At 67.6% G+C, this 22,882-nt stretch carries 22 protein-coding genes and 1 tRNA gene; 13 read left to right on the top strand and 10 right to left on the bottom strand.

The window, feature by feature from the left end:
• Positions 1–11: 11 nt before the first annotated feature.
• Positions 12–1,403, top strand: coding sequence for a sodium/glutamate symporter (locus ACYVDN_RS07690; RefSeq protein WP_460570045.1), 1,392 nt, complete (start codon positions 12–14; stop codon positions 1,401–1,403).
• A gap of 33 nt (positions 1,404–1,436) precedes the next feature.
• Here the strand turns inward: ACYVDN_RS07690 and ACYVDN_RS07685 are convergent, their stop codons facing one another.
• The 5 genes from ACYVDN_RS07685 to ACYVDN_RS07665 form a co-directional block, all read right to left on the bottom strand.
• A complete protein-coding gene (locus ACYVDN_RS07685; protein ID WP_460570043.1) occupies positions 1,437–3,353 on the bottom strand; it encodes an ABC-F family ATP-binding cassette domain-containing protein in 1,917 nt (638 codons plus the stop codon).
• A 129-nt stretch (positions 3,354–3,482) separates the two neighbouring features.
• Positions 3,483–4,832 carry a glutamate dehydrogenase gene (gdhA, locus tag ACYVDN_RS07680; RefSeq protein ID WP_460570041.1) on the bottom strand — a complete coding sequence of 450 codons (1,350 nt, stop codon included), beginning with the start codon at positions 4,830–4,832 and terminating at the stop codon, positions 3,483–3,485.
• A 134-nt stretch (positions 4,833–4,966) separates the two neighbouring features.
• On the bottom strand, positions 4,967–5,665 hold the full coding sequence (locus tag ACYVDN_RS07675) for an NADPH-dependent F420 reductase (protein ID WP_460570039.1): 699 nt from the start codon (positions 5,663–5,665) through the stop codon (positions 4,967–4,969).
• 104 nt (positions 5,666–5,769) lie between these two features.
• Entirely contained in the window at positions 5,770–7,125 is a 1,356-nt protein-coding gene (locus tag ACYVDN_RS07670) for an MFS transporter (RefSeq protein WP_460570037.1), read from the bottom strand.
• Positions 7,126–7,283: 158 nt separating this feature from the next.
• Positions 7,284–8,132 (bottom strand): helix-turn-helix transcriptional regulator, encoded by an 849-nt coding sequence (locus ACYVDN_RS07665; protein WP_460570035.1) that lies wholly within the window; start codon positions 8,130–8,132, stop codon positions 7,284–7,286.
• Positions 8,133–8,233: 101 nt separating this feature from the next.
• Here ACYVDN_RS07665 and ACYVDN_RS07660 point away from each other — a divergent pair, with 101 nt between their 5' ends.
• The 3 genes from ACYVDN_RS07660 (at position 8,234) to ACYVDN_RS07650 (ending at position 10,733) form a co-directional block, all read left to right on the top strand.
• Complete coding sequence (locus ACYVDN_RS07660) at positions 8,234–9,004, top strand: SDR family oxidoreductase (protein ID WP_460570033.1); 771 nt, start codon at positions 8,234–8,236, stop codon at positions 9,002–9,004.
• Between the two features lie 37 nt (positions 9,005–9,041).
• On the top strand, positions 9,042–9,428 hold the full coding sequence (locus ACYVDN_RS07655; protein WP_460570031.1) for a tautomerase family protein: 387 nt from the start codon (positions 9,042–9,044) through the stop codon (positions 9,426–9,428).
• A 228-nt stretch (positions 9,429–9,656) separates the two neighbouring features.
• Complete coding sequence (locus ACYVDN_RS07650; protein ID WP_460570029.1) at positions 9,657–10,733, top strand: 3-deoxy-7-phosphoheptulonate synthase; 1,077 nt, start codon at positions 9,657–9,659, stop codon at positions 10,731–10,733.
• A 319-nt stretch (positions 10,734–11,052) separates the two neighbouring features.
• Here ACYVDN_RS07650 and ACYVDN_RS07645 read toward each other — a convergent pair whose 3' ends face one another.
• Complete coding sequence (locus ACYVDN_RS07645) at positions 11,053–11,790, bottom strand: GTP pyrophosphokinase (RefSeq protein WP_460570027.1); 738 nt, start codon at positions 11,788–11,790, stop codon at positions 11,053–11,055.
• 64 nt (positions 11,791–11,854) lie between these two features.
• Complete coding sequence (locus tag ACYVDN_RS07640; RefSeq protein ID WP_460570025.1) at positions 11,855–12,349, bottom strand: MarR family winged helix-turn-helix transcriptional regulator; 495 nt, start codon at positions 12,347–12,349, stop codon at positions 11,855–11,857.
• A 64-nt stretch (positions 12,350–12,413) separates the two neighbouring features.
• Between ACYVDN_RS07640 and ACYVDN_RS07635 the strand changes: the two genes are divergently transcribed.
• The 3 genes from ACYVDN_RS07635 (at position 12,414) to ACYVDN_RS07625 (ending at position 15,014) form a co-directional block, all read left to right on the top strand.
• A tRNA-Gln gene (locus ACYVDN_RS07635) sits at positions 12,414–12,485 on the top strand.
• 56 nt (positions 12,486–12,541) lie between these two features.
• Complete coding sequence (gene glmU, locus ACYVDN_RS07630) at positions 12,542–14,005, top strand: bifunctional UDP-N-acetylglucosamine diphosphorylase/glucosamine-1-phosphate N-acetyltransferase GlmU (protein WP_460570023.1); 1,464 nt, start codon at positions 12,542–12,544, stop codon at positions 14,003–14,005.
• Positions 13,980–15,014, top strand: a complete 1,035-nt coding sequence (locus tag ACYVDN_RS07625) for a ribose-phosphate pyrophosphokinase (protein ID WP_460570020.1) — start codon at positions 13,980–13,982, stop codon at positions 15,012–15,014. The genes glmU and ACYVDN_RS07625 overlap by 26 nt, the downstream gene beginning before the upstream one ends.
• Here ACYVDN_RS07625 and ACYVDN_RS07620 read toward each other — a convergent pair whose 3' ends face one another.
• Positions 15,015–15,353 (bottom strand): DUF202 domain-containing protein, encoded by a 339-nt coding sequence (locus ACYVDN_RS07620; RefSeq protein ID WP_460570018.1) that lies wholly within the window; start codon positions 15,351–15,353, stop codon positions 15,015–15,017.
• Complete coding sequence (locus tag ACYVDN_RS07615; protein WP_460570016.1) at positions 15,350–15,709, bottom strand: YidH family protein; 360 nt, start codon at positions 15,707–15,709, stop codon at positions 15,350–15,352. The genes ACYVDN_RS07620 and ACYVDN_RS07615 overlap by 4 nt, the downstream gene beginning before the upstream one ends.
• A gap of 52 nt (positions 15,710–15,761) precedes the next feature.
• On the opposite strand from ACYVDN_RS07615, the gene ACYVDN_RS07610 reads away from it, so the two are divergent.
• Positions 15,762–17,264: a DHA2 family efflux MFS transporter permease subunit gene (locus ACYVDN_RS07610; RefSeq protein ID WP_460570014.1), complete on the top strand. Its 1,503-nt coding sequence runs from the start codon at positions 15,762–15,764 to the stop codon at positions 17,262–17,264.
• Positions 17,265–17,342: 78 nt separating this feature from the next.
• On the opposite strand, the gene gndA is transcribed toward ACYVDN_RS07610, so the two are convergent.
• On the bottom strand, positions 17,343–18,797 hold the full coding sequence (gene gndA, locus ACYVDN_RS07605) for an NADP(+)-dependent, decarboxylating phosphogluconate dehydrogenase (RefSeq protein ID WP_460570011.1): 1,455 nt from the start codon (positions 18,795–18,797) through the stop codon (positions 17,343–17,345).
• Positions 18,798–18,920: 123 nt separating this feature from the next.
• Here gndA and ACYVDN_RS07600 point away from each other — a divergent pair, with 123 nt between their 5' ends.
• From ACYVDN_RS07600 to lpdA, 5 genes are all read left to right on the top strand, one after another.
• The gene (locus ACYVDN_RS07600) at positions 18,921–19,433 is read left to right on the top strand and encodes a gluconokinase (protein WP_460570009.1); all 513 of its coding nucleotides are present in this window, start codon (positions 18,921–18,923) and stop codon (positions 19,431–19,433) included.
• 66 nt (positions 19,434–19,499) lie between these two features.
• Complete coding sequence (locus ACYVDN_RS07595; RefSeq protein ID WP_460570007.1) at positions 19,500–19,739, top strand: type II toxin-antitoxin system Phd/YefM family antitoxin; 240 nt, start codon at positions 19,500–19,502, stop codon at positions 19,737–19,739.
• A complete protein-coding gene (locus ACYVDN_RS07590; protein WP_460570005.1) occupies positions 19,736–20,107 on the top strand; it encodes a type II toxin-antitoxin system VapC family toxin in 372 nt (123 codons plus the stop codon). The genes ACYVDN_RS07595 and ACYVDN_RS07590 overlap by 4 nt, the downstream gene beginning before the upstream one ends.
• Before the next feature lie 58 nt (positions 20,108–20,165).
• Positions 20,166–21,395: a 23S rRNA (adenine(2503)-C(2))-methyltransferase RlmN gene (gene rlmN / locus ACYVDN_RS07585; RefSeq protein ID WP_460570003.1), complete on the top strand. Its 1,230-nt coding sequence runs from the start codon at positions 20,166–20,168 to the stop codon at positions 21,393–21,395.
• A gap of 66 nt (positions 21,396–21,461) precedes the next feature.
• Positions 21,462–22,859 (top strand): dihydrolipoyl dehydrogenase family protein, encoded by a 1,398-nt coding sequence (lpdA, locus tag ACYVDN_RS07580; protein WP_460570001.1) that lies wholly within the window; start codon positions 21,462–21,464, stop codon positions 22,857–22,859.
• The last annotated feature ends 23 nt before the right edge of the window (positions 22,860–22,882 follow it).

Genomic DNA, 22,882 nt, shown 5'->3' with positions numbered 1-22,882 from the left:
AGGATGAGCCCATGTTCGGTGAGTACACGGATGCCCAGTGGGTCGGGCTCTCGCTGGTCTTCCTCGGCATCGCGCTGATCCTCGCTGCGGTCATCCGCCGCTACGTACCGATCCTCGCCAGGCTGTACCTGCCGGCAAGCGTGATCGCGGGATTCCTCATCCTGCTTCTGGGGCCCCAGGTGCTCGGCCTCAGCGGTTGGAGCCCGATCCCCGTGCAGGTCACCGAGATCATGGCCCGGCTGCCTGGCTTGATGATCAACGTGGTGTTCGCCGGCATCATGATCGGCAAGAAACTGCCGTCGGTGAAGCAGATCTGGAGCGACGCCGCGCCTCACGTCATCCTGGGCTCGGTGTTCTCGTTCGGTCAGTTCGCACTCGGGGCGTTCGCCGTGGTGTTCATCCTGACCCCGTTCTTCGGCCTGCCGGACGTCGCGGGGTCGATCCTCGAGCTCTCCTTCGCCGGTGGCCACGGCACCATCGCGGGCATGGGCGGCCTCCTCACAGAGGCCGGCGCACCGGAGATGATCGACGTCGGGCTCGGGCTCGCCACGATCAGCATGATCACGGGCGTCGTCGGCGGGTCCATCCTGGTGAACTACGCGGTGCGCAACCCCCGCATCTCAGTCGCCCGCCAGCAGCCGACGCACGGTGAAGGTGCGGGAAAGCTGCAGGATGTGCGTCCCAACGCCGGCGATCAGGCCGGCGACATCGGCATCGGGTCGATCAGCCGGAGCTTCGGCGCGATTTCGGTCTCCATCGCGATCGCGATCGTTATCCTCGAGCTGCTGCGCTGGATCACCAACTCGTTCGGCTCCGACATCTTCGACCGCTTTCCGCTCTTCCCGTTCACGGTGATCGGCGGCTTCCTCGTGCAGCTCGTGCTGACGGTGACGAAGAAGGAGCACTGGGTCGAGCGGCGCACCGTCAACGACATCACCGGCCTCGCGCTCGACATCCTGATCGCCGCCGCCATCGGAACGATGTCGCTCGCCGCGCTCGGGTCGAACATCCCCGCCCTGGTCATCCTCACCGTGATCGCGTTCGCGTGGAGCGTGCTCGGCATGCTGTGGCTCGGCCCGCTCATCCACAGGAAGAACTGGTTCGAGCATTCCATCGCCGACTACGGGCAATCGCAGGGCAACGTCGCGACGGGCTTCGTGCTCGCCGATATGGCGGACCCCGAGCAGGTCACCACCACTGCCCGCGGCTACGGGTACAAGCAGCTCATCTACGAGCCGTTCCTCGGTGGTGGCATCCTCACGGCGTTCAGCATCCCGATCATCCTGCAGATCGGGTCGCTCTGGTTCGGCATCCTGTCGCTGCTCGCCACGATCGGCCTGATCGCGTGGGGCGTGCTGCGCGGACGACGTGCCGAGCCGTCAGGAACAGAATCGACCGGATGACCGAGCCTGGCGATACTCAGCCGTCGCAGCGGCTCAGCCGATCGCCTCGGTGAGCTCGAACCACCGTTCCTCGAGCTCCTCGGCCTCGCGCTCGAGGGCTCCGATCGCGTCGGTCTTCTCGCCGAGACCGACGTAGTCAGACTGGTCGTGTTCGGCCAGCGCGGTTCGTGCGGTGTCGATCCGCTCGGCGAGCTTGCCGAGACGGCGCTCCAGCGACGCGACTTCCTTCTGCGCGTCGCGCAGTGCTGCGCCGCTCAGCCCGGAGGCGCCCTCCTCGGCCGGTCCGGTGCTGGTCGACCCGCCGCCGGTCGTGGAGCCCGTCGACGTTCCTCGCACGGGGCCCGCAGCGGCGGAGGCATCCCGCCGCTCCTCCAGCGCGCGCAGCCGCAGGTACTCGTCGACGCCGCCTGGGAGATGCCGCAGGTGTCCGTCGAGGATCGCGTACTGCTGGTCGGTGACGCGCTCGATGAAGTACCTGTCGTGCGAGACGACGATGAGCGTGCCCGGCCAGGTGTCGAGCAGGTCCTCGATGGCCGCGAGCATGTCGGTGTCGAGGTCGTTCGTCGGCTCGTCCAGGATGAGCACGTTCGGCTGATCCAGCAGGATGAGCAACAGCTGCAGTCGCCGCTTCTGGCCGCCCGAGAGGTCCTTCACGGGGGTCGAGAGCTGCGGGGACGCGAACCCGAGCCGCTCCAGCATCTGGCCGGGCGTCAGCTCCTGCGCCTTCGATCCGGTGCCGATCGTGTACGTCGTGCGCAGGCGTGAGAGCACGACTCGCACCGGATCGTCGAGGTGCTCGTCGAGCTCGTCCATCTGCTGGGTGAGCGAGGCCACCTTCACGGTCTTGCCGCGTTTGACGCGCCCGGAGGTCGGCTGGATCGTGCCGTCGACCAGACCGAGCAGCGTCGACTTGCCCGCACCGTTCACGCCGAGGATGCCCGTGCGCTCGCCCGGCGCGATGCGCCACTCCACGTCGCGCAGCACCGTGCGCTCACCGCCAGCGCCGTCGGCTGCCGCTGTACCGCCAGCGCCCCCGCCCGCGGCCTCGCCCTTTCTCGCCGGATACGTGACGCCGGCGTCCACGAGGTCGACGACCTCTTTGCCCAGCCGCGACACGGCGAGCGCCTTCAGAGACACGGAGTCGCGGATCGGCGGCACATCGGAGATGAGCGCGTTCGCCGCGTCGATGCGGAACTTCGGCTTCGACGTGCGCGCAGGCGCTCCGCGGCGCAACCAGGCGAGCTCCTTGCGGGCGAGGTTCTGACGCTTGGCCCCTGAGGCCGCGGCCATCCGATCGCGTTCGACGCGCTGCAGGATGTACGCCGCGTACCCGCCCTCGAACGGCTCGACGATGCGGTCGTGCACCTCCCAGGTCGCCGTTCCCACCTCGTCGAGGAACCACCTGTCGTGCGTGACGACGAGCAGGCCGCCCGCGCTCGCGGGCCACCGGCCCTTCACGTGCCGTGCGAGCCACGTGATGGCCTCGACGTCGAGGTGGTTCGTGGGCTCATCGAGAGCGAGCACGTCCCAGTCGCCCGTGAGCAGAGCGGCGAGCGCGACGCGTCGTCGCTGTCCACCGCTCAGGGTGCCGACCGTTGCATCCCACGGGATGTCGGTGAGGAGCCCTGCGATCACGTCACGAACCCGAGCGTCGCCGGCCCACTCGTGCTCGGGCGTCTCGCCGACGACGACCCGCGACACGACATCCGCGTCGTCGAGCGTGTCCTGCTGGTCGAGCACGCCGATGCGGGTTCCGCCGCGCACGGTGACGCGTCCGGAGTCCGGCGTGAGGCGTCCGGACAGCATCGCCAGCAGGCTGGACTTGCCGTCGCCGTTGCGGCCGACGATGCCGATGCGGTCGCCCTCGTTCACGCCCAGCGAGACGGAGTCGAAGACCACTCGGGTCGGGTACTCGAGATGCAGGGCCTCAGCCCCGAGAAGATGCGCCATGTCAGGTTCAAGGGTAGGGGAGCGGCGCCGCGGTGCTGGATTTCGGAGATTCACCCCGACGCTCCGACGGGATGCCCCGACACGCCGACCCGCTCGGTGAATCTCCGAAATCCAGCGCTCAGCTCAGATCTAGATCAGCCCCAGCGCCAGCATGGCGTCGGCGACCTGCGTGAACCCGGCGATGTTGGCGCCCGCCACGTAGTTGCCAGGCGCGCCGTACTCGTCGGCGGTCGACAGGCAGCGGTCGTGGATCGAGCTCATGATGTCGGCGAGCCGCTGCTCGGTGTGCTCGAACGACCAGGAGTCGCGCGACGCGTTCTGCTGCATCTCGAGCGCGCTCGTGGCGACCCCGCCGGCATTGGCAGCCTTGCCCGGCGCGAAGGCGACCGAGGCGTCGCGCAGCAGGCGGGTGGCCTCGGGAGTGGTAGGCATGTTCGCGCCCTCGGCCACGATGCGGCATCCGTTCGCGATCAGCGTGGTGGCCGCCTTGGCGTCGAGCTCGTTCTGGGTCGCGCAGGGGAGTGCAATGTCGCACGGCACGTCCCAGACGGAGCCGCCAGCGACGTAGTGCACGGATGCCCCGCGTCGCTCCGCGTAGTCGCTGACGCGCCCGCGGTGACCGTTCTTGATCTCCTTGAGCAGCTCGAGGTCGATGCCCGCCTCGTCGACGATGTAGCCGTTGGAGTCCGAGCAGGCGACGACCCGTCCGCCGAGCTGGTGCACCTTCTCGATGGCGTAGATCGCGACGTTGCCCGACCCGGAGACGACGACGCGCTTGCCCTCGAAGGAGTCGCCGGAGGTCTTCAGCATCTCGTCGACGAAGAACACGACGCCGTAGCCGGTCGCCTCTGTGCGCACCTGGGATCCGCCCCACGTGAGGCCCTTGCCGGTGAGGGTGCCGGACTCGTAGCGGTTCGTGATGCGCTTGTACTGGCCGAAGAGGTAGCCGATCTCACGGCCCCCGACACCGATGTCGCCCGCCGGGACATCCGTGTTCTCCCCGATGTGCCGGTAGAGCTCCGTCATGAACGACTGGCAGAACCGCATCACCTCGGCGTCGGACTTGCCCTTGGGGTCGAAGTCCGAGCCGCCCTTGCCGCCGCCGATCGGCAGGCCGGTGAGGGAGTTCTTGAAGATCTGCTCGAACCCGAGGAACTTCACGATGCCGAGGTAAACGCTCGGATGGAAGCGCAGGCCGCCCTTGTACGGACCGAGAGCGGAGTTGAACTCGACGCGGAACCCACGGTTGAGCTGCACGCGACCTGAGTCGTCGGTCCACGGCACGCGGAAGATGATCTGGCGCTCCGGCTCGCACAGCCTACGGATGACCTCGGCATCGGCGTACTCCGAGTGCTTGGAGACGACCGGGCCGAGACTCTCCAGAACCTCGCGCACTGCCTGGTGGAACTCGTGCTCACCCGGATTGCGGCGCATGACCTCGTCGAAGACGGCGTGAAGGTTCTTATCTAGTTCGGGCACAGGGGAGTTCCAATCGGCGAGACGCGGGGGGTGTGCGGCCAAGCGATGCCGCGGCACGCCCAGTCTACCGTTACTGAGAGGACTCTCAGATTCAGTGGATCACCCTCTGGACATCCCACCGACCAAGCAGCGGACTAGGCCGCCGGCTCCTTTCGAGCCCGTTCGACGACCCGTCCGCGGGCCGACTCGGGGAACGTCGTCAGCAGGTAGCGCACCTGGTCGGCATCCACGTCCGCCCCGAACAGCTCGGTGTTCGGCTCCAAGCGGATGCCTTCCTTCAAGGGGCCGGCGACCACCGGGTCGAAGCCGAGCGCGTCGACGATGTGGGCGACGGCATCCACCTCGTCGGCCCCGTCTCCGGCGATCGCGATGGCCTTGCGTCCCTCCGCGCCGGGCGGGCGCGTCTCATCCTCGAGGTCGTGGTACCCCATGTGGTTGAGCGCCTTGACGACGCGCGACTCCGGCAGGAACCGCTGCACGATCTCGCTCGTCGACGTCAGGGGATCGTTGAGATCGTCGCGGATGCCGTCGACCTCCCACCAGTAGTTCATCGCGTCGATGACGAGCTTGTCTTTGAGCGCATCGACCGGCAGCGACTCGTGCTTGCCGAGCGGCAGGGCGAGGATGACCGCGTCCGCGTCCTTGGCGGCGTCTTCGGCGCTCACCGCTTTCGCCCCCGGCACGAGCACCTCGACGATCAGCGCGATCTTCCCGGGATCTCCCGACCCCGCGATCAGCACGTCGTACCCGGCAGCGACGGCGAGTCGGCCGAGAACCGTGCCGAGCTTGCCTGCACCGAGGATGCCGATGGTGCGGATGTCTGCTGCCTCCACGTCATACCTTCCGTTCACGCTGTGTGTTCAGTCATCGGTGAGTTTCACCGCACGTGTGCTTCGTCATCGGGGGAAACGTCGGGCGTGCTCCGCGGATTCCGCACTCAGGCCGGGGCGTCCGGCAGCGTTCGCATCCCGATCAGGGGTGAGAACACCACGATGCCGCACGACAGCAGCCCCAGCACGCAGCCGAGCCACATGGTCGGCACGACTCCGATCCATCCGCCGAGGAGTCCGGCTGCTACACCCGCGATCGGGATGACGCCCCAGACGACGAAGCGGATCGACGCGTTCATCCGACCGAGCAGCGGCGGCGGGCAGATGCGCTGACGGAACGACAGCTGCGAGATGTTGTACACGAGCACCGCGAACATGAAGAAGAAGTCTCCGCCGATGAGCAGCGCGATCGAGGCGCTCGGAACGGCGGCCGCCAGCGGGATGAGGAACGGGGCGATCGCGCTCACCAGTGCCGCGACCACGATGATGCGCCCCTCGCCGATCCGTCGCGACAGGGCCGGTGCCGCGATCGCGCCGAGGATGCCGCCGACGGCGCTCACTCCGCCGATGATGCCGTACACGGCAGGGGAGAGGCCCAGCTCCCGCAGCACGAACAGCGACGACAGAGTCGTCACCAGTCCCTCGAACAGATTGGATGCCCCGGTCATCATCACGATGCGTCGCAGCAGTCTGTTGCCGAAGACGAACCGCAGCCCCTCGCCGATCTCCCGTGCCAGCGACGCCTGCGGCGTCTTCACGTGCTTGGGCTCGGCGTCGCGAATGGAGGCGACGAACCCGAATGAGAACACGTAGCCGATCGACGTCGCCAAAACCACCAGCGGCGCGGGCATGATGTTCAGCAGACCGCCCGACACGGCAGGGCCGGCCACCCTTGCGACCTGCGCGCTCGTCTCCAACCCCGAGTTCGCCGAGGTCATCTGCTTCGGCTCAACGAGTCGAGGAACGTAGCTCTGGTACGTCACGTCGAAGAACACCGTCGCGCCGCCCACCACCGCTCCGACGACGTACAGCTGCCACATCTGCAGCAGTCCCAGCCACCAGAGCACGGGAATGGATGCCAGCGCAAGGGCTCGCACGACGTCGGCGGTCATCATCACGCGACGCTTGCGCATCCGGTCGACCCACGCCCCGACAGGCAGCCCGATCACCAGGAACGCGAGCGTCTCCGCCGCGCTGAGAAGACCCACCTGCTCCGCGGTGGCGTTGAGCACGAGCACGGCGAGTACCGGGATCGCGAGCGTTCCGACCTGTTCGCCGGCCTGGCTGAGCGTCTCGCCGATCCAGAGGCGCACGTACGACTGATTGCGCCACACCGACGCGGTGCGGGGAGTTGCGGTCTCAGCGACGGCGACATCCTCGACGCCGGCCTCGACCCCGGTGCCGTCGCCCTCGTCGAGCGGACGCGACGACTCCTGCGAGGAGGCGTCGGTCGGCTCGGACACCCGTCCACCCTAGTTCTTCCCCGCGAGCCACCCACTTCCCGTTGAGCCACCCACTTCCCGTCGAGCCACCCATATATCGACGCGGATTTCGTGGTGGTTCGGCGACAGGGTGGTCGCTCGGCGGGAAGCTGGTGGCTCGCGGGTGGGCATCCTGCGGTCTACCTGCCTATGGAGAACTCCTGCGTTCCCAGCACCGACAGGAGGCGCAGCTTTTCCGAGGCCTCGGTTCCGGGCGGAGCGGTCAGGATGAGCAACGCCTGGCCCTGATCCTCGGTGAACAGCACCTGGCAGTCCAACTCGATGGCACCGACCTCGGGATGGATGAGCACCTTGTGGTCCTCGAACCGCTTCGCGACCTCGTGGCGCTCCCAGATCTGCGTGAACTCGTCGCTGATCTCCTGCAGTCTTCGCACCAGCTCGCCGGCCCGCGAAGACGGCCCGGAAGTGCCGTACGAGACCCGCAGGCTGGCGACCAGTGCTCGCGACTGTCGTGGCCTGTCGTTCTCCGGATACAGCACCCGCTCGGTCCCCGGATGTGCGAACCAGCGGTACACCTCGCTGCGCTCGAGGCCGGTCAGCGCCGAGCGATCGCCGAACAGGGCATCCGCCATCCGGTTCTGCACCAACGACTCTCCGAGGCTGGAGATGATCAGCGCGGGGGAGTCGTCGAGCCGATCGAGCACGCGGAGCAGCGCAGGCGCAACGTTGGATGCCGTCGAGTTGCGATCGGGGATGCCGTGCCCGGCCATCCGATGCAGGTAGTCCTGTTCGTCACGGCTCAGCCGCAGGGCCCTCGCGAGCGACGCCAGCATCTGCTCGCTCGGCTGCGGACCGCGCTGCTGCTCCAGCCTCGTGTAGTAGTCGACCGACATCGAGGCGAGCTGCGCCACCTCCTCGCGTCGGAGCCCGGGCGCTCGCCGCCGTGCGCCCTGCGGCAGGCCGACGTCGGCGGGGGTGAGCTCGGCGCGGCGGCGACGCAGGAAGTCGGCGAGGGCGGCAGCATCCATGTGATCCATCATCCCCGCGTCGCGCCGTCGCAACCAGGGATCGCCGATCCCCCGGTGAGCGCTCTCTGCCGCGGTTTCGGCCGCTCGATCACGCTGAAGTCATGCAGATCAGCGGAAACACCATCTTCATCCCAGGTGCCACCAGCGGCATCGGACTCGCGCTCGCCATCGCCCTCGAGGCGAAGGGCAACACCGTCGTGATCGGCGGGCGGCGCACGGAGCTGCTTGCGAGCATCCGGTCGGAGCACCCCGGCATAGACACCATCGAGATCGACACGGCGGATGCCGCGAGCATCGCCTGCGCATCGGCCCAGGTGCTGCAGGCGCACCCCGACCTGAACGTGCTCATCGCGATGGCGGGCATCATGCGCGCCGAGGACTGGCACACACCCGCCTGCTTCGTCGCCAACGCCGAGCAGACCGTCACGACCAACCTGCTCGGGCCTATCCGGCTCATCGGAGCTTTCATCGATCACCTGCAGGGCAGGGATGACGCAACGATCATGACCGTCTCGTCCGGACTCGCCTTCACCCCGCTCGCCATCACCCCGAGCTACAACGCGACCAAGGCGGCCATCCACATGCTCAGCGAATCGCTGCGACTGCAGCTGGCCGACACGAGCGTTCGCGTCACCGAGCTCGTTCCGCCTGCGGTGCGCACCCAGCTGATGCCCGGTCACGACGAGAACGAGCACGCGATGCCCCTCGACGAGTTCATCGACGAGGTGATGCAGCTGCTCGAGACCCAGCCGGATGCCAAGGAGGTACAGGTGCAGACCGTCAAGTTCCTGCGCTACGGCGAGGTCCGCGGCGACTACGACCAGGTCGTCGGGATCCTCAACCAGAACCACCCGAGCGAAGACGCCGCCTGACCCGGGTGCGGGAACGGCTGTCTGCCACACTGGCCGCATGGCACAGATCGTCGTCTACGGGCACGCCGATGCCCTCCGTCCCCGCATCCCGGCTCTGTCGGATGCCATCCACACGGCCGCCGTCGAGACCCTGCAGCTGCCCGAGACCAAGCGCTTCCACCGGTTCGTGCCGCTCGACGACGGCCTGCTGATCGCGCCGAATGATCGCAGCAGGGACTACACGATCATCGAGGTCAGCATGTTCGAGGGCAGAACGACGGAGACCAAGAAGGCGTTCATCCGCGCGGTGTACCGCGAGACGTCCGCGCTGGGCATCGCGCCGAACGATGTGGAGATCACGATCACCGAGACGCCGCGCGCCAACTGGGGCATCCGCGGGGTCCCCGCCGACGAGCTCGAGCTGAGCTACCGCATCGACGTGTGAGGGGGTCGGCCACGTCTGCTACGCTCACCGTCATGACAACCCGCTGGTATGCGTATTTCGCGTTGGCTCTGGAGGAGCCGACGGTCACGAAGCGCTGACCAGCACCCTCCAGAGCCAACGGGCAGGATCCGACAGGAACCTGCCCTTCGTCGTTAAGGCGAAGATCGGCTCGGGAGACGGGCTGGGTCTCTCGCCGGGCGGCATCCGACCACGAAGCGAGAGAAGACCATGGACTCCACCTCCGATACCCGAGTCACATCGATCGAAGCGTTGCCCACCCCTGCGCAGGTGCGTGCAGAGGCGCCGCTGACGCCTGCCGCAGCCGAGTTCGTCGCGAACAGCCGGCGTGAGATCGAGGCGGTGCTGCGCGGCGACGACCCGCGGCTGCTCGTCGTCGTCGGGCCCTGCTCGGTGCACGACCCCGAGGCGGCGCTCGACTACGCACGTCGGCTGGCGGTCGCTGCGCGCGAGCATCGGGACGACCTGCTCATCGTCATGCGCGTGTACTTCGAGAAGCCGCGTTCCACCGGCGGGTGGAAGGGCCTCATCAACGACCCTCACCTCGACGGGACGCACCGCGTCGCCGATGGACTCCGCATCGCGCGGAGGCTCCTGCTCGACATCCTCGAGCTCGGTCTGCCCGTCGGGTGCGAGTTCCTCGAGCCGACCAGCCCGCAGTACATCGCGGATGCCGTGAGCTGGGGTGCGATCGGCGCCCGCACGACCGAGAGCCAGATCCACCGGCAGCTCGCCAGCGGGCTCTCGATGCCGATCGGCTTCAAGAACGCCACGGACGGCGACGTGCAGGTCGCGGTCGACGGCTGCACGGTCGCGGCTCAGCGGCACGTGTTCTTCGGAGTGACGGAGACGGGCCAGGCGGCGCTGGTGTCGACGAGCGGCAACGACGCGGCGCACGTCATCCTGCGCGGCGGACGCGGCACCCCCAACTACGACACGGCGAGCATCGAGGATGCCGCAGCCCTGCTCGCCCGCGCCGGCCTGACGCCTCGCGTGGTGGTGGACGCCAGCCACGGCAACAGCGGCAAGGACCACGTTCGACAGGCGGCCGTGCTGCGGGAGCTCGCCGACCAGGTGCGCGCGGGCGAGCCGATCGCCGGGGTGATGGCCGAGAGCTTCCTCGAGCCAGGCAACCAGAAGCTCACGGATGCTGGCCTCGCCGGTCTCGTGTACGGACAGTCGGTCACCGACGCGTGCATCGGCTGGGGCGACACCGCCGAGCTGCTGGGCGAGCTCGCCGCGGCCGCTGACGCCCGCAGCCGCCCCCGCCACGGTGCCGCCGTCTGACAGCGTCGACCCGCGCCAGCGTCGACCCGCGCCAGCGTCGACCCGCGCCAGCGTCGACCCGCGGCAGCGTCGACCCGCGGTAGCGTCGACCCGCGGCAGCGTCGACCCGCACTCCGATAACGCCGACCGGGCCCTCCGGTAGTGCCGACCCGGCCCTCCGGCAGCCAGCAGCGCCACGTTCGCTCTAGTGGGCCACTCCAACTGGCGCAATAGAGCGCAACTGGCGCAATAGTGGGCAGGTCGGCCCGGCTGGGCTGCCCGGCTGGGCTGCCCGGCTGGGCGGGTCGGCGAGTCAGCGGGTGGAGGCAGGGAGAGGCCGTCAGATCGCGAGCGTGCGCGGCGGCTGCGGGTAGCCGCGCACTTCGTGGTGCAGCCGCTCCATGGTCGCGTCGAGGTGTGCAGCGGTCTCGGCCGCCTCGGTGAGCCCGTCGATGAGGTGCCGCGGCACCTGTCGGTCGTACTTGTAGTAGGTCTTGTGCTCGAGGCTGGCCCAGAAGTCCATCGCGATGGTGCGGAACTGCACCTCGACACGCACCTGCTCCGGGCCGCCGGAGAGGAACACGGGCACCTCGAGGATGACGTGCAGGCTGCGGTACCCGTTCGGCTTGGGGTTCGCGATGTAGTCCTTGACCTCGAGCACGGTGATGTCGGCCTGCGAGGTCAGCATGTCGAAGATGCGGTACACGTCGCTGACGAAGCTGCAGATCACGCGCACGCCTGCGATGTCGGAGAGCCCGTCCTCGATGGCGCCGAGGTCGAGCGGGATGCCCTTGCGCATCGCCTTCTCGAGCACACCGTCGAGCGACTTGACGCGGCACGCGATGTTCTCGATCGGGTTGTACCCGGCGGTGAGGTTGAACTCCTCGCGCAGGATCGTGAGCTTCGTCTCCACCTCGGAGATTCCGAACTTGTAGCGCATCAGGAACCGGTTGAGCTGGTCGCGCAGGGACGTGAGTTCGGCCACAGTACCGCTGTCGGCGTGATCGAGGAGCTCGACGGTGCGATCGCTCAGCAGGGGCGCGCCGGTTCGGGTCGGGAGGGGGTCGTCGTCACTCATCCCTACGAAGGTATCGGCATCGACTTGGGGCTCGTTGTGAGCCTGCCATCGACCCCTTCAGTGACTAGTCAAAATCAAGGCTGAGCTTGCGGAGTAGCGCAGCCAAGCGCGTCTGGTCGCCGGATGCCAGCGTGCGCAGCAACTCCGCCTCGGCGTCGACGAGGCGGGTGATCGCGGCATCCACCCTGGTGAGGCCCTGCGAGGTCATCCGCACCAGGATGCCCCGCCCGTCGTTCGGATCCGTCTGCCGTTCGACAAGGCCGCGCTCGACGAGCCGGTCGATGCGGTTGGTCATCGTGCCGCTGGAGACCAGCGTCTGCGTGAGCAGCGCTTTCGGGCTCAGCCGGTACGGCGAGCCGGCGCGTCGCAATGCCGAGAGCACATCGAACTCCCACGACTGCAGCTCCGACCGACCGAAAGCACCCTTCCGTGCCCGATCGAGGTGCCGCGAGAGCCGGTCGACTCGCGACAGCACCTGCAGGGGAGCGAAGTCGAGATCGGGTCGCTCCCGCTCCCACGCGTCGACGATCCTGTCGACCTCGTCAGCGTGCTCGGACATCCCACCATTATCCCGTGCCCGCTTTCGGCTCTGGGTGGCCGTTCTGGCAGACTGGGGGGCGCGATCCGCCGTGGTGTAATGGCAGCACGACAGCCTTTGGAGCTGTGAAGTCTAGGTTCGAGTCCTGGCGGCGGAGCTTCTGTCTGGATGACGCCGGTCGGCACACGCAGCCCGTTCGGGAATACTTGTACGGTGACCGATCCGAACCTCGCCATCATCGTGCTCGCCGCAGGGCAGGGCACCCGCATGAAGTCGTCGACTCCCAAGCTGCTGCACGACCTGGCAGGCGCGCCGATCGTCAGCCACGTGCTCGCCACGGCGGAAGCATTGGACCCCGCCATCGTGCTCGCGGTCGTGCGGCATGAGCGCGATCGCGTGAGCGAGGCGATCACCGCGGTGCTGCCGCAGGCCGTGATCATCGACCAGGACCACGTGCCAGGCACTGGTCGCGCGGTGGAGCAGGCGGTCGACGGTCTCCCCGTCGGGTTCGCCGGCGACGTCCTCGTTCTCAACGGCGATGTTCCGCTCTTGGATGCCGACACCTTGCACGAGCTCGTCGCGCGTCATCGCAGCAGTGGCGCGGCGGCGACCGTGCTGAGCAGTGTCGTCAGGGATGCCGCGGGCTATGGACGCATCGTGCGGGGTTCCGACGGTGATCTCGACCGCATCGTCGAGCATCAGGACGCGACCGCTGCTGAGCTCGCCATCGACGAGATCAACGCGGGCATCTACGTGTTCGGCGTGAACGCGCTGCGCGACCAGCTCGCCCACCTCGGCACCCACAACGCCCAGGGCGAGAAATACCTCACGGATGTCATCGAGCTTCTGCGCCGCGCGGGAAGCGACGTCGGCGCCATGCCCGTCGAGGACTCGTGGAAGGCGGAGGGCATCAACGACAGAGCCCAGCTCAGCGAGGCTGCCGCCCGGCTCAACGCCCTCATCGTGCGCGGCTGGCAGCTGAACGGCGTCACCGTGCAAGACCCGGCGACCACCTGGATCGACCTCACGGTCACGCTCGCGAACGACGTGACGATCCTGCCCGGCACGCAGCTCAAGGGTGCGACGACGGTGGAGAAGGACGCCGTGATCGGGCCGGACACAACGCTCGTCGACTGCGAGGTCGGGGAGGGTGCGACCGTGAAGCGCACGGACGGAACCCTCGCCGTGATCGGCGCGCGTGCGACCGTCGGCCCGTTCTCGTACCTGCGGCCCGGCACCGTGCTCGACGAGAACGGCAAGATCGGCACGTTCGTCGAGACGAAGAACTCGCACATCGGCGAGGGCAGCAAGGTTCCGCACCTCAGCTACATCGGAGACACCACGATCGGCCGTCACGTCAACCTCGGCGCGGGCGCCATCACAGCCAACTACGACGACCTCGTCAAGCACCGCACCGAAATCGGCGACGAGGTGCACACCGGCTCGCACAACGTGTTCGTTGCGCCCGTTAGGATCGGAGACGGCGCGAAGACAGGGGCCGGTGCCGTCGTCCGCAAGGATGTTCCCGCTGGAGCCCTCGCACTCAGCGTCGCACCTCAGCGCAACATCGAGGGGTGGGTCGAGAAGAACCGACCGGGCACGGGGGCAGCGGATGTCGCTGTCCGGGCCCGGTCCGCACAGAAGGCGGACGATGGGACGCAAGGACAAGACGGTTGATCTCGATCGGGAACGCGGAATTGCGCCCGGCATCGTCGCGAAGACGAAGAAGCGACTCGTCGTCGCTTCCGGCAGGTCGCATCACGGGCTAGCCGCCGAGGTGGCTGACCACCTCGGCACCGAGCTGGTTCCCACCGAGTACCGCACCTTCGCGTCGGGGGAGATCCTCACCCGGTTCGAGGTGTCGATTCGCGGATGCGACGTGTTCCTCGTGCAGTCGTTCGGCCCTCCGGTCAACGAGTGGCTCATGGAGTTGCTCATCATGCTGGATGCCGCCAAGCGCGCGTCCGCCAAGCGCATCACCGTCGTCGCGCCCTACTACCCGTACTCGCGGCAGGACAAGAAGGGCCGCGGACGCGAGCCGATCAGCGCCCGTCTCGTCGCCGACCTCCTCAAGACCGCCGGCGCGGACCGGGTGATGACCCTCGACCTGCACGCTGCGCAGATCCAGGGGTTCTTCGACGGGCCGGTCGACCACCTGTTCGCCAAGCCCGTGCTGCTCGAGCACTTCCAGCAGAACCTCTCGGCCGAAGACCGCGAGAAGCTCACCGTCGTCTCGCCGGACACCGGCCGGGTGCGCGTCGCCGACCAATGGTCCGACAGCCTGAATGCGCCCCTCGCGATCATCCACAAGCGTCGTGATCCCAATGTGGCCAATCAGGTCACGGTGAACGAGATCGTCGGTCGCGTGCAGGGCCGGGTGTGCCTGCTGGTCGACGACATGATCGACACCGGCGGCACCATCGTCAAGGCCGCGCAGGCACTCAAGGCGAACGGTGCGGAGCGCGTCATCGTCGCAGCGACGCACGCTATCTTCAGCGACCCGGCGGTCGAGCGGTTGCAGGACGATTCGGTCGACGAGGTCGTCGTCACCGACACCGTTCCGATTCCGGCCGAGAAGCGGTTCCCAGGGCTCACGATCCTGCCGATCGCCCCGCTGCTGGCGCGCGCGATCCACGAGGTGTTCGAAGACGGCTCGGTCACCTCGATGTTCGACGGCGCGGCGTAGCTACGCCGTCACGAGAACCGACGCGATCCCCGTACCACAGGCGAGAAGCGTAGCGAGGGCGAGCAGCCCGAGCGGCACCGCGGGCGCGGCGACCGGCTCCTTATCGTGGTGGCGTCCGTGACCGGAGATCGCCCTGCCGCGCAGGTTGCCGTAGATGACGAAGGCGGCCGATATGAGCAGCAGCACGATGCCTGTCACAGTGAGCGTCACCGTACCGGACACCCAGCCGTTGCGCAGTGCGAGCAGCCCGTTCACGGCCAGCGCCAGGCAGGTGCGCGACCACGACAGGGTCGTGCGCTCGCCCTGCAGGCCGGGGTCTCGCGATGACGACTCGCTCATCGCCCGTAGATCACCAGCAGCACCGTGAGGATCGCCGCGACGGCGAGCACGACGGCGGCGATGAGCGGGATCGCGACGGTGAGCGGCAGCCTGCGCCCCTCGCGCATGGCGATCTCGTTGGCGCGCCACCGCACGTACGCGATCACCGCGAGCACCGCGGAGAGCGCGCCGAGCACCACGGCGAGCACGACCGTGACCCAGTGCGGACCGATGTGCGAGCTGAACTCCTCGAGCAGCACCGCCCCCGCGAGAATGGCGAGAGCGGTGCGGATCCAGGCCAGAAATGTGCGTTCGTTCGCCAGCGAGAACCGGTAGTCGGGGTCTTGACCGCTGTCACGCCATCTCGGTTCACGCATGTGTCAAGGCTAGCGACACCTGAGTGTCGTACCCGCTCGCTACGCTGGCCCGATGACCGCGCATCCGGCCACAGCAGAGACCCACGATTCCACCGCAGTTCAGCGAGATTCCCGCGTGCTGTGGCTCCTTCTCGTAGCGACGTTCGTCGTCATCCTCAACGAGACGATCATGTCGGTGGCGATCACCGACATCATGGCCGACTTCCACGTCGATGCAAGGGCCGGACAGTGGCTGACGACGGCGTTCATGCTGACGCTCGCGGTGGTCATCCCGATCACGGGAATTCTGCTGCAGAGGTTCAGTACGCGCACCATGTTCATCGCGGCCATGAGCCTGTTCAGCACCGGCACGCTGATCGCGGCGATCGCTCCGACGTTCGGCGTGCTGCTCGCTGCGCGCGTGGTGCAGGCGTCCGGAACGGCCATCATGATGCCGTTGCTGATGACGACCATCATGACCGTGGTCGCGCCCGGCAAACGCGGCAGGACGATGGGCAACGTCTCGATCGTCATCTCGGTGGCGCCGGCCGTCGGTCCGACGATCGCCGGCATCATCCTCAGCGCCCTGACGTGGCGGTGGATCTTCTGGTTCGTGCTGCCGATCTCGCTGCTCATGCTGGTCATCGGCGCCTTCAAGGTGCGCAACGTGTCGACGCCGCGACAGGTGCCCATCGACGTGCTCTCCGTCGTGCTCTCCGTGTTCGGGTTCGGTGGTCTCGTCTACGGACTCAGTCAGATCGGAGGAGCGGGCAGCGGAGCGGATGCCTCGACCTCAGCCCTCTCGATGACGCTCGCCTTCGTGGTCGGCGGCATCGCCCTCGTGCTGTTCGTCATCAGGCAGCTGAGCCTCGCCAGGCACGATCGCGCGCTGCTCGATCTGCGCACCTTCGGGTCGTCGACGTTCGCGGTATCGATCGTGCTGATGGCGATCAGCATGGCGGCCCTGCTGGGCACGGTCATCCTACTTCCGCTCTACATGCAGCAGGTGCTCGGCCTCGACCCGTTGTTCATCGGCCTGATCCTGCTGCCCGGCGGCCTCATCATGGGTCTGCTCGCACCGTTCGTCGGGAGGCTGTACGACAGGGTCGGCGCCAGAATTCTCATCGTCCCAGGTGCCGTCGTGATGAGCGCCGCGCTCTGGATGCTGACACTGATCGGACCGAACACGTCGCCGTGGTACCTGCTCGGCGCCCACATCACGCTCAGTGTCGGACTCGCGTTCCTGTTCACCCCGCTGTTCACCGCAGGGCTCGGCGCCGTGCCCGAACGCTACTACTCGCACGGAAGCGCGATCATCGGCACCGTGCAGCAGGTCGCGGGAGCCGCTGGCACGGCGCTGTTCGTCGCTGTGCTGTCGGTGCGCAGCGCCGCGCTGGTGGCCGCGGGGGAGACCCAGCAGGACGCCACGGCATCCGGTGTCGCGCTCGCGTTCCTGGTGGGCGCGATCATCTCGCTCGGCGGCATCGTTGCGGCATGCTTCGTGCGCACCCCGCCGGCGCAGACCGAGGATGCCGATGCTCCACAACAGGGAGCCATTGCGGCGCTGGCCGAGTGACCGGCTGCGCCCCTCCCAGGGGTTGAGGAACTCGCCCGACGCGCGCTTCGCGAGCTCCTCAACCTGCGGTGAGGTCGTTCAGTGGCTGGACGGCGTGGTCTCGATCTCGGTGCGGTCGCCCGACCACAGCGTGTGGAAGATGCCGTCCTTGTCGACGCGCTTGTAGGTGTGCGCGCCGAAGAAGTCGCGCTGTCCCTGCACGAGCGCCGCCGGCAGCCGGTCCGCACGCAGACCGTCGTAGTAGGCCAGGCTCGAACTGAACGCGGGGGAGGGGATCCCGCCCTGCGCCGCGGTCACGACCACTCGACGCCACGCCTCCTGCGTGCGCTCCAGCGCCTCGCGGAAGTACGGTGCGGTCAGCAGCGCGACGAGTCCGGCATCCTCTGCGTACGCCTCGGTGATGCGGTTCAGGAACTGCGCACGGATGATGCAGCCTCCGCGCCAGATCGCGGCGATGTCGCCCTTCTTGATGTCCCAGCCGTACTGCTCTGCGCCGGCGACGATCTCGTCGAAGCCCTGCGAGTACGCGACGATCTTCGACGCGTAGAGGGCCTGGCGGACGTCTTCGACGAACGCGTCGGGGTCGGAGACCTTCCACGCCTCCGACGGGCCGGGGAGGTCCGACGCGGCGGCGCGCTGGGCTGGCTTGCTCGACAGCGAGCGGGCGAAGACGGCCTCGGCGATGCCGGAGACGGGGATGCCCAGGTCGAGCGCCGTCTGCACCGTCCAGGCGCCAGTGCCCTTGGCGCCGGCCTGGTCGAGGATGACGTCGACGAGCGGCTTGCCGGTGTCGGCGTCGGTCTGGCGGAGCACCTCAGCGGTGATCTCGATGAGGTAGCTCTCGAGTTCGCCCTTGTTCCATTCGGCGAAGATGTCGGCGATCTCTGCCGGACTCTTGCCCGTGCCGCGACGGATCAGGTCGTACGCCTCGGCGATCAGCTGCATGTCGGCGTACTCGATGCCGTTGTGCACCATCTTCACGAAGTGGCCGGCGCCGTCGTGGCCGACGTGCGTGACGCAGGGCTCGCCCTCGGCGACAGCGGCGATCGAGCGAAGGATCGGTCCGAGCGTGACCCACGACTCGTCCGAGCCGCCCGGCATGATGGACGGCCCGAGCAGGGCGCCTTCCTCACCGCCGGAGATGCCCGCGCCGACGAAGTTGATGCCGGTCTCGCGAACGGCCTTCTCGCGGCGGATGGTGTCGGTGAAGAGCGCGTTGCCGCCGTCGACGATGATGTCGCCCGGCTCGAAGACCTTGGTGAGCTCGTCGATCACGGCGTCCGTGCCGCGACCCGCCTGCACCATGATGATCGCGGTGCGCGGCTTCGACAGCGTCGCAGCGAACTCCTCATAGGTCGAGGCCGACAGGAATCCGGCCTCCGGGTGCTCGTCGAGCAGCGTCTGCGTCTTCTCGTAACTGCGGTTGAAGATCGCGACGGTGTTGCCCTCACGGCTGGCGAGGTTGCGGGCGAGGTTCGACCCCATCACCGCCAGTCCGACAACACCGATGTTCGCTTCTTGCTTCTCTGACACGACACTGCTCCTCAGGCGGGGGATGAGTGGTATTCCGCGATACGCGGGAGTTACCACTTTAGCGAAGGGTGGGATACCGACCACGATGGCTGCAAGCCGCCGCCGGTCGGTCAGAATGGTGCGATGACCGTCGTTCCTCCCGCCCAGCTGCCGCCCATCGTGCTGATGGGAGTGAGCGGCGCAGGCAAATCAGTGGTCGGAAACGCACTCGCGGATGAGTCTGGTCGCGTCTTCATCGACGGCGATGACCTGCATCCTGCCGCCAACAAGGCGAAGATGCGCGCTGGCATCCCGCTGACCGATTCCGATCGGGAGCCGTGGCTGCGCATCGTCGGCGAACGGCTTGCGGTCGGCGACGGAGTCATCCTCGCGTGCAGCGCGCTCAAGCGGAGCTATCGCGATCTGCTGCGCGAGTATGCGCCCGGCACGTTCTTCGCTCACCTCGATCCGGGCCGCGACGTGCTCGAGAAGCGCCTTGCGGTGCGCGTGCACGAGTACATGCCCGCGGGGCTGCTCGACTCGCAGCTCGGCACGCTCGAACCGCTCGGGCCCGACGAGTTCGGAGCGGTCTTCCGCGTCGACGAATCGGTAGAGGCCACGGCAGCCGACATCAGGGCGGCGCTCGCGGGCGACTGACCTGCACGGCCAACGCACCCGACCCCAGGTCTGGTCAAGTCTGGTCAACCGGGTTAGCCTGGAACCATGACGACTCACGCCTACAACATCTACGAAGCGAAGACGCACCTCTCGCGGCTCGTGAACGAGGTTGAGGCGGGAGAGGAAGTGGTGATCAGCCGCAACGGCCGCCCAGTGGCCAAGCTGGTACCGGTCGAGCCCGAGCGCAAGCCACGGGTACCGGGATCACTCAAGGGCAAAATCTGGATTTCCGATGATTTCGACGAGTTCACCGAGCAAGACGAGAAAGATTGGTACGGCGAGTGAGGATTCTCCTCGACACGCACGTACTTCTGTGGTGGCAGCAGGACGATCCGCGTCTGTCACGGGCGCACCGGAACCTCATCCGGGGTCCCGAGAATGTCGTTCTCGTCTCGGCGATCTCCGTCGCTGAAGCATCGATCAAGGCGTCGCTGGGCAAACTTGAGATCGTTGATGACCTGGTTGCTCAGCTTGAAATCGACGGATTCGAGGAGTTGCCGTTCATCGCGGAACACGCCGAGGCGCTGCGCGACCTCCCGCTGCTTCACCGTGACCCGTTCGACCGCATGCTCGTCGTGCAGGCGAAGGTCGAGGGCATCCCGTTGCTCACCGTCGACCCTCGAGTGAAGGCCTACGACGTCGCGACGATCTGAGGGCACGCCCACGATTCCGCCACGCCACCACTCAGGCGGCACCTGGGAGAATGACACGGTGAACGACTCCAGCATCCGCACGCCAGCGCGCTCCGGCAAGGACGAGAGCGGGGCTCGCCGTCCCCAGGTTCGCCCGGCGACCGAGGGTTGGACCCAGCAGCTCAACGCCGAGGGACGCCCGGCGCTGCAGTTCGCGTCGCCGCGTCGCAAGCAGCCTGAGACGCACTTGGCCGACCTCACGCCGGCCGAGCGCAAGGCGAAGGCCGAGGAGCTCGGCCTGCCGGGCTTCCGCGCGAAGCAGCTCTCGACGCACTACTTCACGCACTACACGACGGATGCCGCTGCCATGACGGATCTGCCGGCCGCCGGTCGCGACGATCTCGTCGCCTCGCTGCTGCCTCCGCTGCTCACGGAGGTTCGCCGGTTCCGCACCGACGACGGCCGCACGATCAAGTTCCTGTGGCGCCTCTTCGACGGTGCCCTCGTCGAGTCGGTTCTGATGCGTTACCCGGGCCGCATCACCCTGTGCATCTCGTCGCAGGCCGGCTGCGGCATGAACTGCCCGTTCTGCGCCACCGGACAGCAGGGCCTCACACGCAATCTGTCGGCCGCCGAGATCGTCGATCAGGTGGTCGCCGCGAACCGTGCCATCGCCGAAGGCGACCTGGGGCATCGTGCCTCCGGTGCCCCGGAGCGCGTGAACAACATCGTGTTCATGGGCATGGGGGAGCCGCTGGCGAACTACAACCGGCTCATGAAGGCGATCCGCACCCTCATCGCGCCGCAGCCCGACGGCCTCGGCATGTCGGCGCGCGGCATCACCGTCTCGTCGGTCGGACTCGTGCCCGCCATCCGCAAGCTCGCCGACGAGGACATCCCGCTCACCTTCGCTCTCTCGCTGCACGCACCCGACGACGGGTTGCGCGACGAGCTCATTCCGGTGAACTCGCGCTGGAAGGTCGACGAGGCGCTGGATGCCGCCCGCTACTACTTCGAGAAGACCGGGCGCCGCGTCTCCATCGAGTACGCGCTCATCAAGGACATGAACGACCACGGCTGGCGCGCCGACCTGCTCGGCCAGAAGCTCAACGAGCGCGGCCGCGGCTGGGTGCACGTCAACCCGATTCCGCTGAACCCGACGCCCGGCTCCATCTGGACGGCGAGCGCGAAGGATGTCACGAACGAGTTCGTGCAGCGTCTCGAGTCGGCAGGCATCCCGACCACGCTGCGTGACACCCGCGGCAAGGAGATCGACGGAGCCTGCGGGCAGTTGGCCGCTGCGGAATAGTAGAACCTGCGCCCGGCCTCGGTCGGGCGCGAGCCTCACCCAAGCCCGACCACAGGAGGAACGTCCATGCCCCACTTCGATCTCGTCGTTCTCGGGGCAGGCCCCGGCGGCTATGTCGCGGCCGTGCGTGCCGCGCAGCTCGGTCTTCAGGTCGCCGTCGTCGAGCAGCAGTACTGGGGTGGGGTGTGCCTCAACATCGGCTGCGTTCCGGCGAAGACACTGATCCGCAACGCAGAGGTGCTCAGCCTCGTCACTCGTGAGGGTGCGCAGTTCGGCATCTCGGGCGACATCCACGCCGACTACGGCGTCGGCTGGGACCGCAGCCGTACGGTCGCGGATGCCCGCGCAAAGGGCGTGCACTATCTGATGCGCAAGAACAAGATCACCGAGTTCGACGGGCACGGGTTCTTCACCGGACCGAAGTCGATGGACGTCGCGCTCGCCGCGGGCGGCACCGAGCAGCTCACGTTCGACAACGCGATCATCGCGACCGGCTCGACAGTTCGCCTCCTGCCCGGCGTGACGCTGAGCGACAACGTTGTGACGTACAAGGAGCTCATCCTCACCCGCGAGCTGCCGAAGTCGATGGTGGTCGTCGGAGCGGGCGCCATCGGGCTGGAGTTCGCGTACGTGATGGCGAACTACGGCGTTCAGGTCAGCGTGATCGAGTTCCTCGACCGCGCGCTGCCGAACGAAGACGTGGATGTCTCCAAGGAGATCACCAAGCACTTCAAGGCGCTCGGGGTGCCGATCCTCACCTCGACCAAGGTGGAGAGCGTCGTCGACGCAGGTGGCCAGGTCACCGTCACCTACACCGGCGCGGACGGCGTCCAGGGCAGTGTCGTCGCCGACAAGGCACTGATCTGCGTCGGCTTCGCCGCCAACGTCACGGGCTTCGGCCTGGAGAACACCGGTGTCGAGCTGACGGACCGCGGGGCGATCGCCATCGACGACTTCATGCGCACGAACGTTCCCGGCGTCTACGCCATCGGCGACGTGACCGCCAAGCTGCAGCTCGCCCACGTGGCGGAGGCGCAGGGAATCGTCGCCGCCGAGACGATCGGCGGTGCTGAGACGATGACGCTCGGCGACTACCGCAACATGCCCCGTGCCACGTACATGCAGCCGCAGGTGGCCAGCTTCGGCCTCACCGAGCAGCAGGCACGCGACGCAGGCTTCGACGTCGAGGTGGCGACGTTCCCGATGCTCGCGAACGCGAAGGCGCATGCGCTCGGGGATGCCCGTGGCTTCGTCAAACTCGTCGCGGACAAGAAGCACCACGAGCTGCTCGGCGGCCACATGGTCGGCCTCGACGTCTCAGAACTTCTGCCCGAGCTCACGCTCGCTCAGAAGTGGGACCTCGGAGCGCTCGAGCTCGCGCGCAACGTGCACCCGCACCCGAGCCTCTCCGAGTCGATGCAGGACGCCTTCCACGGCCTCGTCGGCCACATGATCAACCTGTAGCGGAGCTCGCGGCGCAGCCGCGC

It is taken from the genome of Humibacter soli (assembly GCF_054779035.1).
The sequence above is the reverse complement of the archived record's forward strand: the minus strand, read 5'-3'. Positions and strand labels throughout refer to the sequence as shown.

Excerpts from the sequence above, each read along its gene's own strand:
- ACYVDN_RS07595 (WP_460570007.1), top strand. The coding sequence starts at position 19,500 with ATGACGACTCACGCCTACAACATCTACGAAGCGAAGACGCACCTCTCG.
- lpdA (WP_460570001.1), top strand. The coding sequence starts at position 21,462 with ATGCCCCACTTCGATCTCGTCGTTCTCGGGGCAGGCCCCGGCGGCTAT.
- ACYVDN_RS07615 (WP_460570016.1), bottom strand. The coding sequence starts at position 15,709 with ATGCGTGAACCGAGATGGCGTGACAGCGGTCAAGACCCCGACTACCGG.
- ACYVDN_RS07625 (WP_460570020.1), top strand. The coding sequence starts at position 13,980 with ATGGGACGCAAGGACAAGACGGTTGATCTCGATCGGGAACGCGGAATT.
- ACYVDN_RS07620 (WP_460570018.1), bottom strand. The coding sequence starts at position 15,353 with ATGAGCGAGTCGTCATCGCGAGACCCCGGCCTGCAGGGCGAGCGCACG.
- ACYVDN_RS07640 (WP_460570025.1), bottom strand. The coding sequence starts at position 12,349 with ATGTCCGAGCACGCTGACGAGGTCGACAGGATCGTCGACGCGTGGGAG.
- ACYVDN_RS07660 (WP_460570033.1), top strand. The coding sequence starts at position 8,234 with ATGCAGATCAGCGGAAACACCATCTTCATCCCAGGTGCCACCAGCGGC.
- ACYVDN_RS07685 (WP_460570043.1), bottom strand. The coding sequence starts at position 3,353 with ATGGCGCATCTTCTCGGGGCTGAGGCCCTGCATCTCGAGTACCCGACC.
- ACYVDN_RS07610 (WP_460570014.1), top strand. The coding sequence starts at position 15,762 with ATGACCGCGCATCCGGCCACAGCAGAGACCCACGATTCCACCGCAGTT.
- ACYVDN_RS07665 (WP_460570035.1), bottom strand. The coding sequence starts at position 8,132 with ATGGATGCTGCCGCCCTCGCCGACTTCCTGCGTCGCCGCCGCGCCGAG.
- ACYVDN_RS07655 (WP_460570031.1), top strand. The coding sequence starts at position 9,042 with ATGGCACAGATCGTCGTCTACGGGCACGCCGATGCCCTCCGTCCCCGC.
- ACYVDN_RS07645 (WP_460570027.1), bottom strand. The coding sequence starts at position 11,790 with ATGAGTGACGACGACCCCCTCCCGACCCGAACCGGCGCGCCCCTGCTG.
- ACYVDN_RS07690 (WP_460570045.1), top strand. The coding sequence starts at position 12 with ATGTTCGGTGAGTACACGGATGCCCAGTGGGTCGGGCTCTCGCTGGTC.
- ACYVDN_RS07600 (WP_460570009.1), top strand. The coding sequence starts at position 18,921 with ATGACCGTCGTTCCTCCCGCCCAGCTGCCGCCCATCGTGCTGATGGGA.
- ACYVDN_RS07650 (WP_460570029.1), top strand. The coding sequence starts at position 9,657 with ATGGACTCCACCTCCGATACCCGAGTCACATCGATCGAAGCGTTGCCC.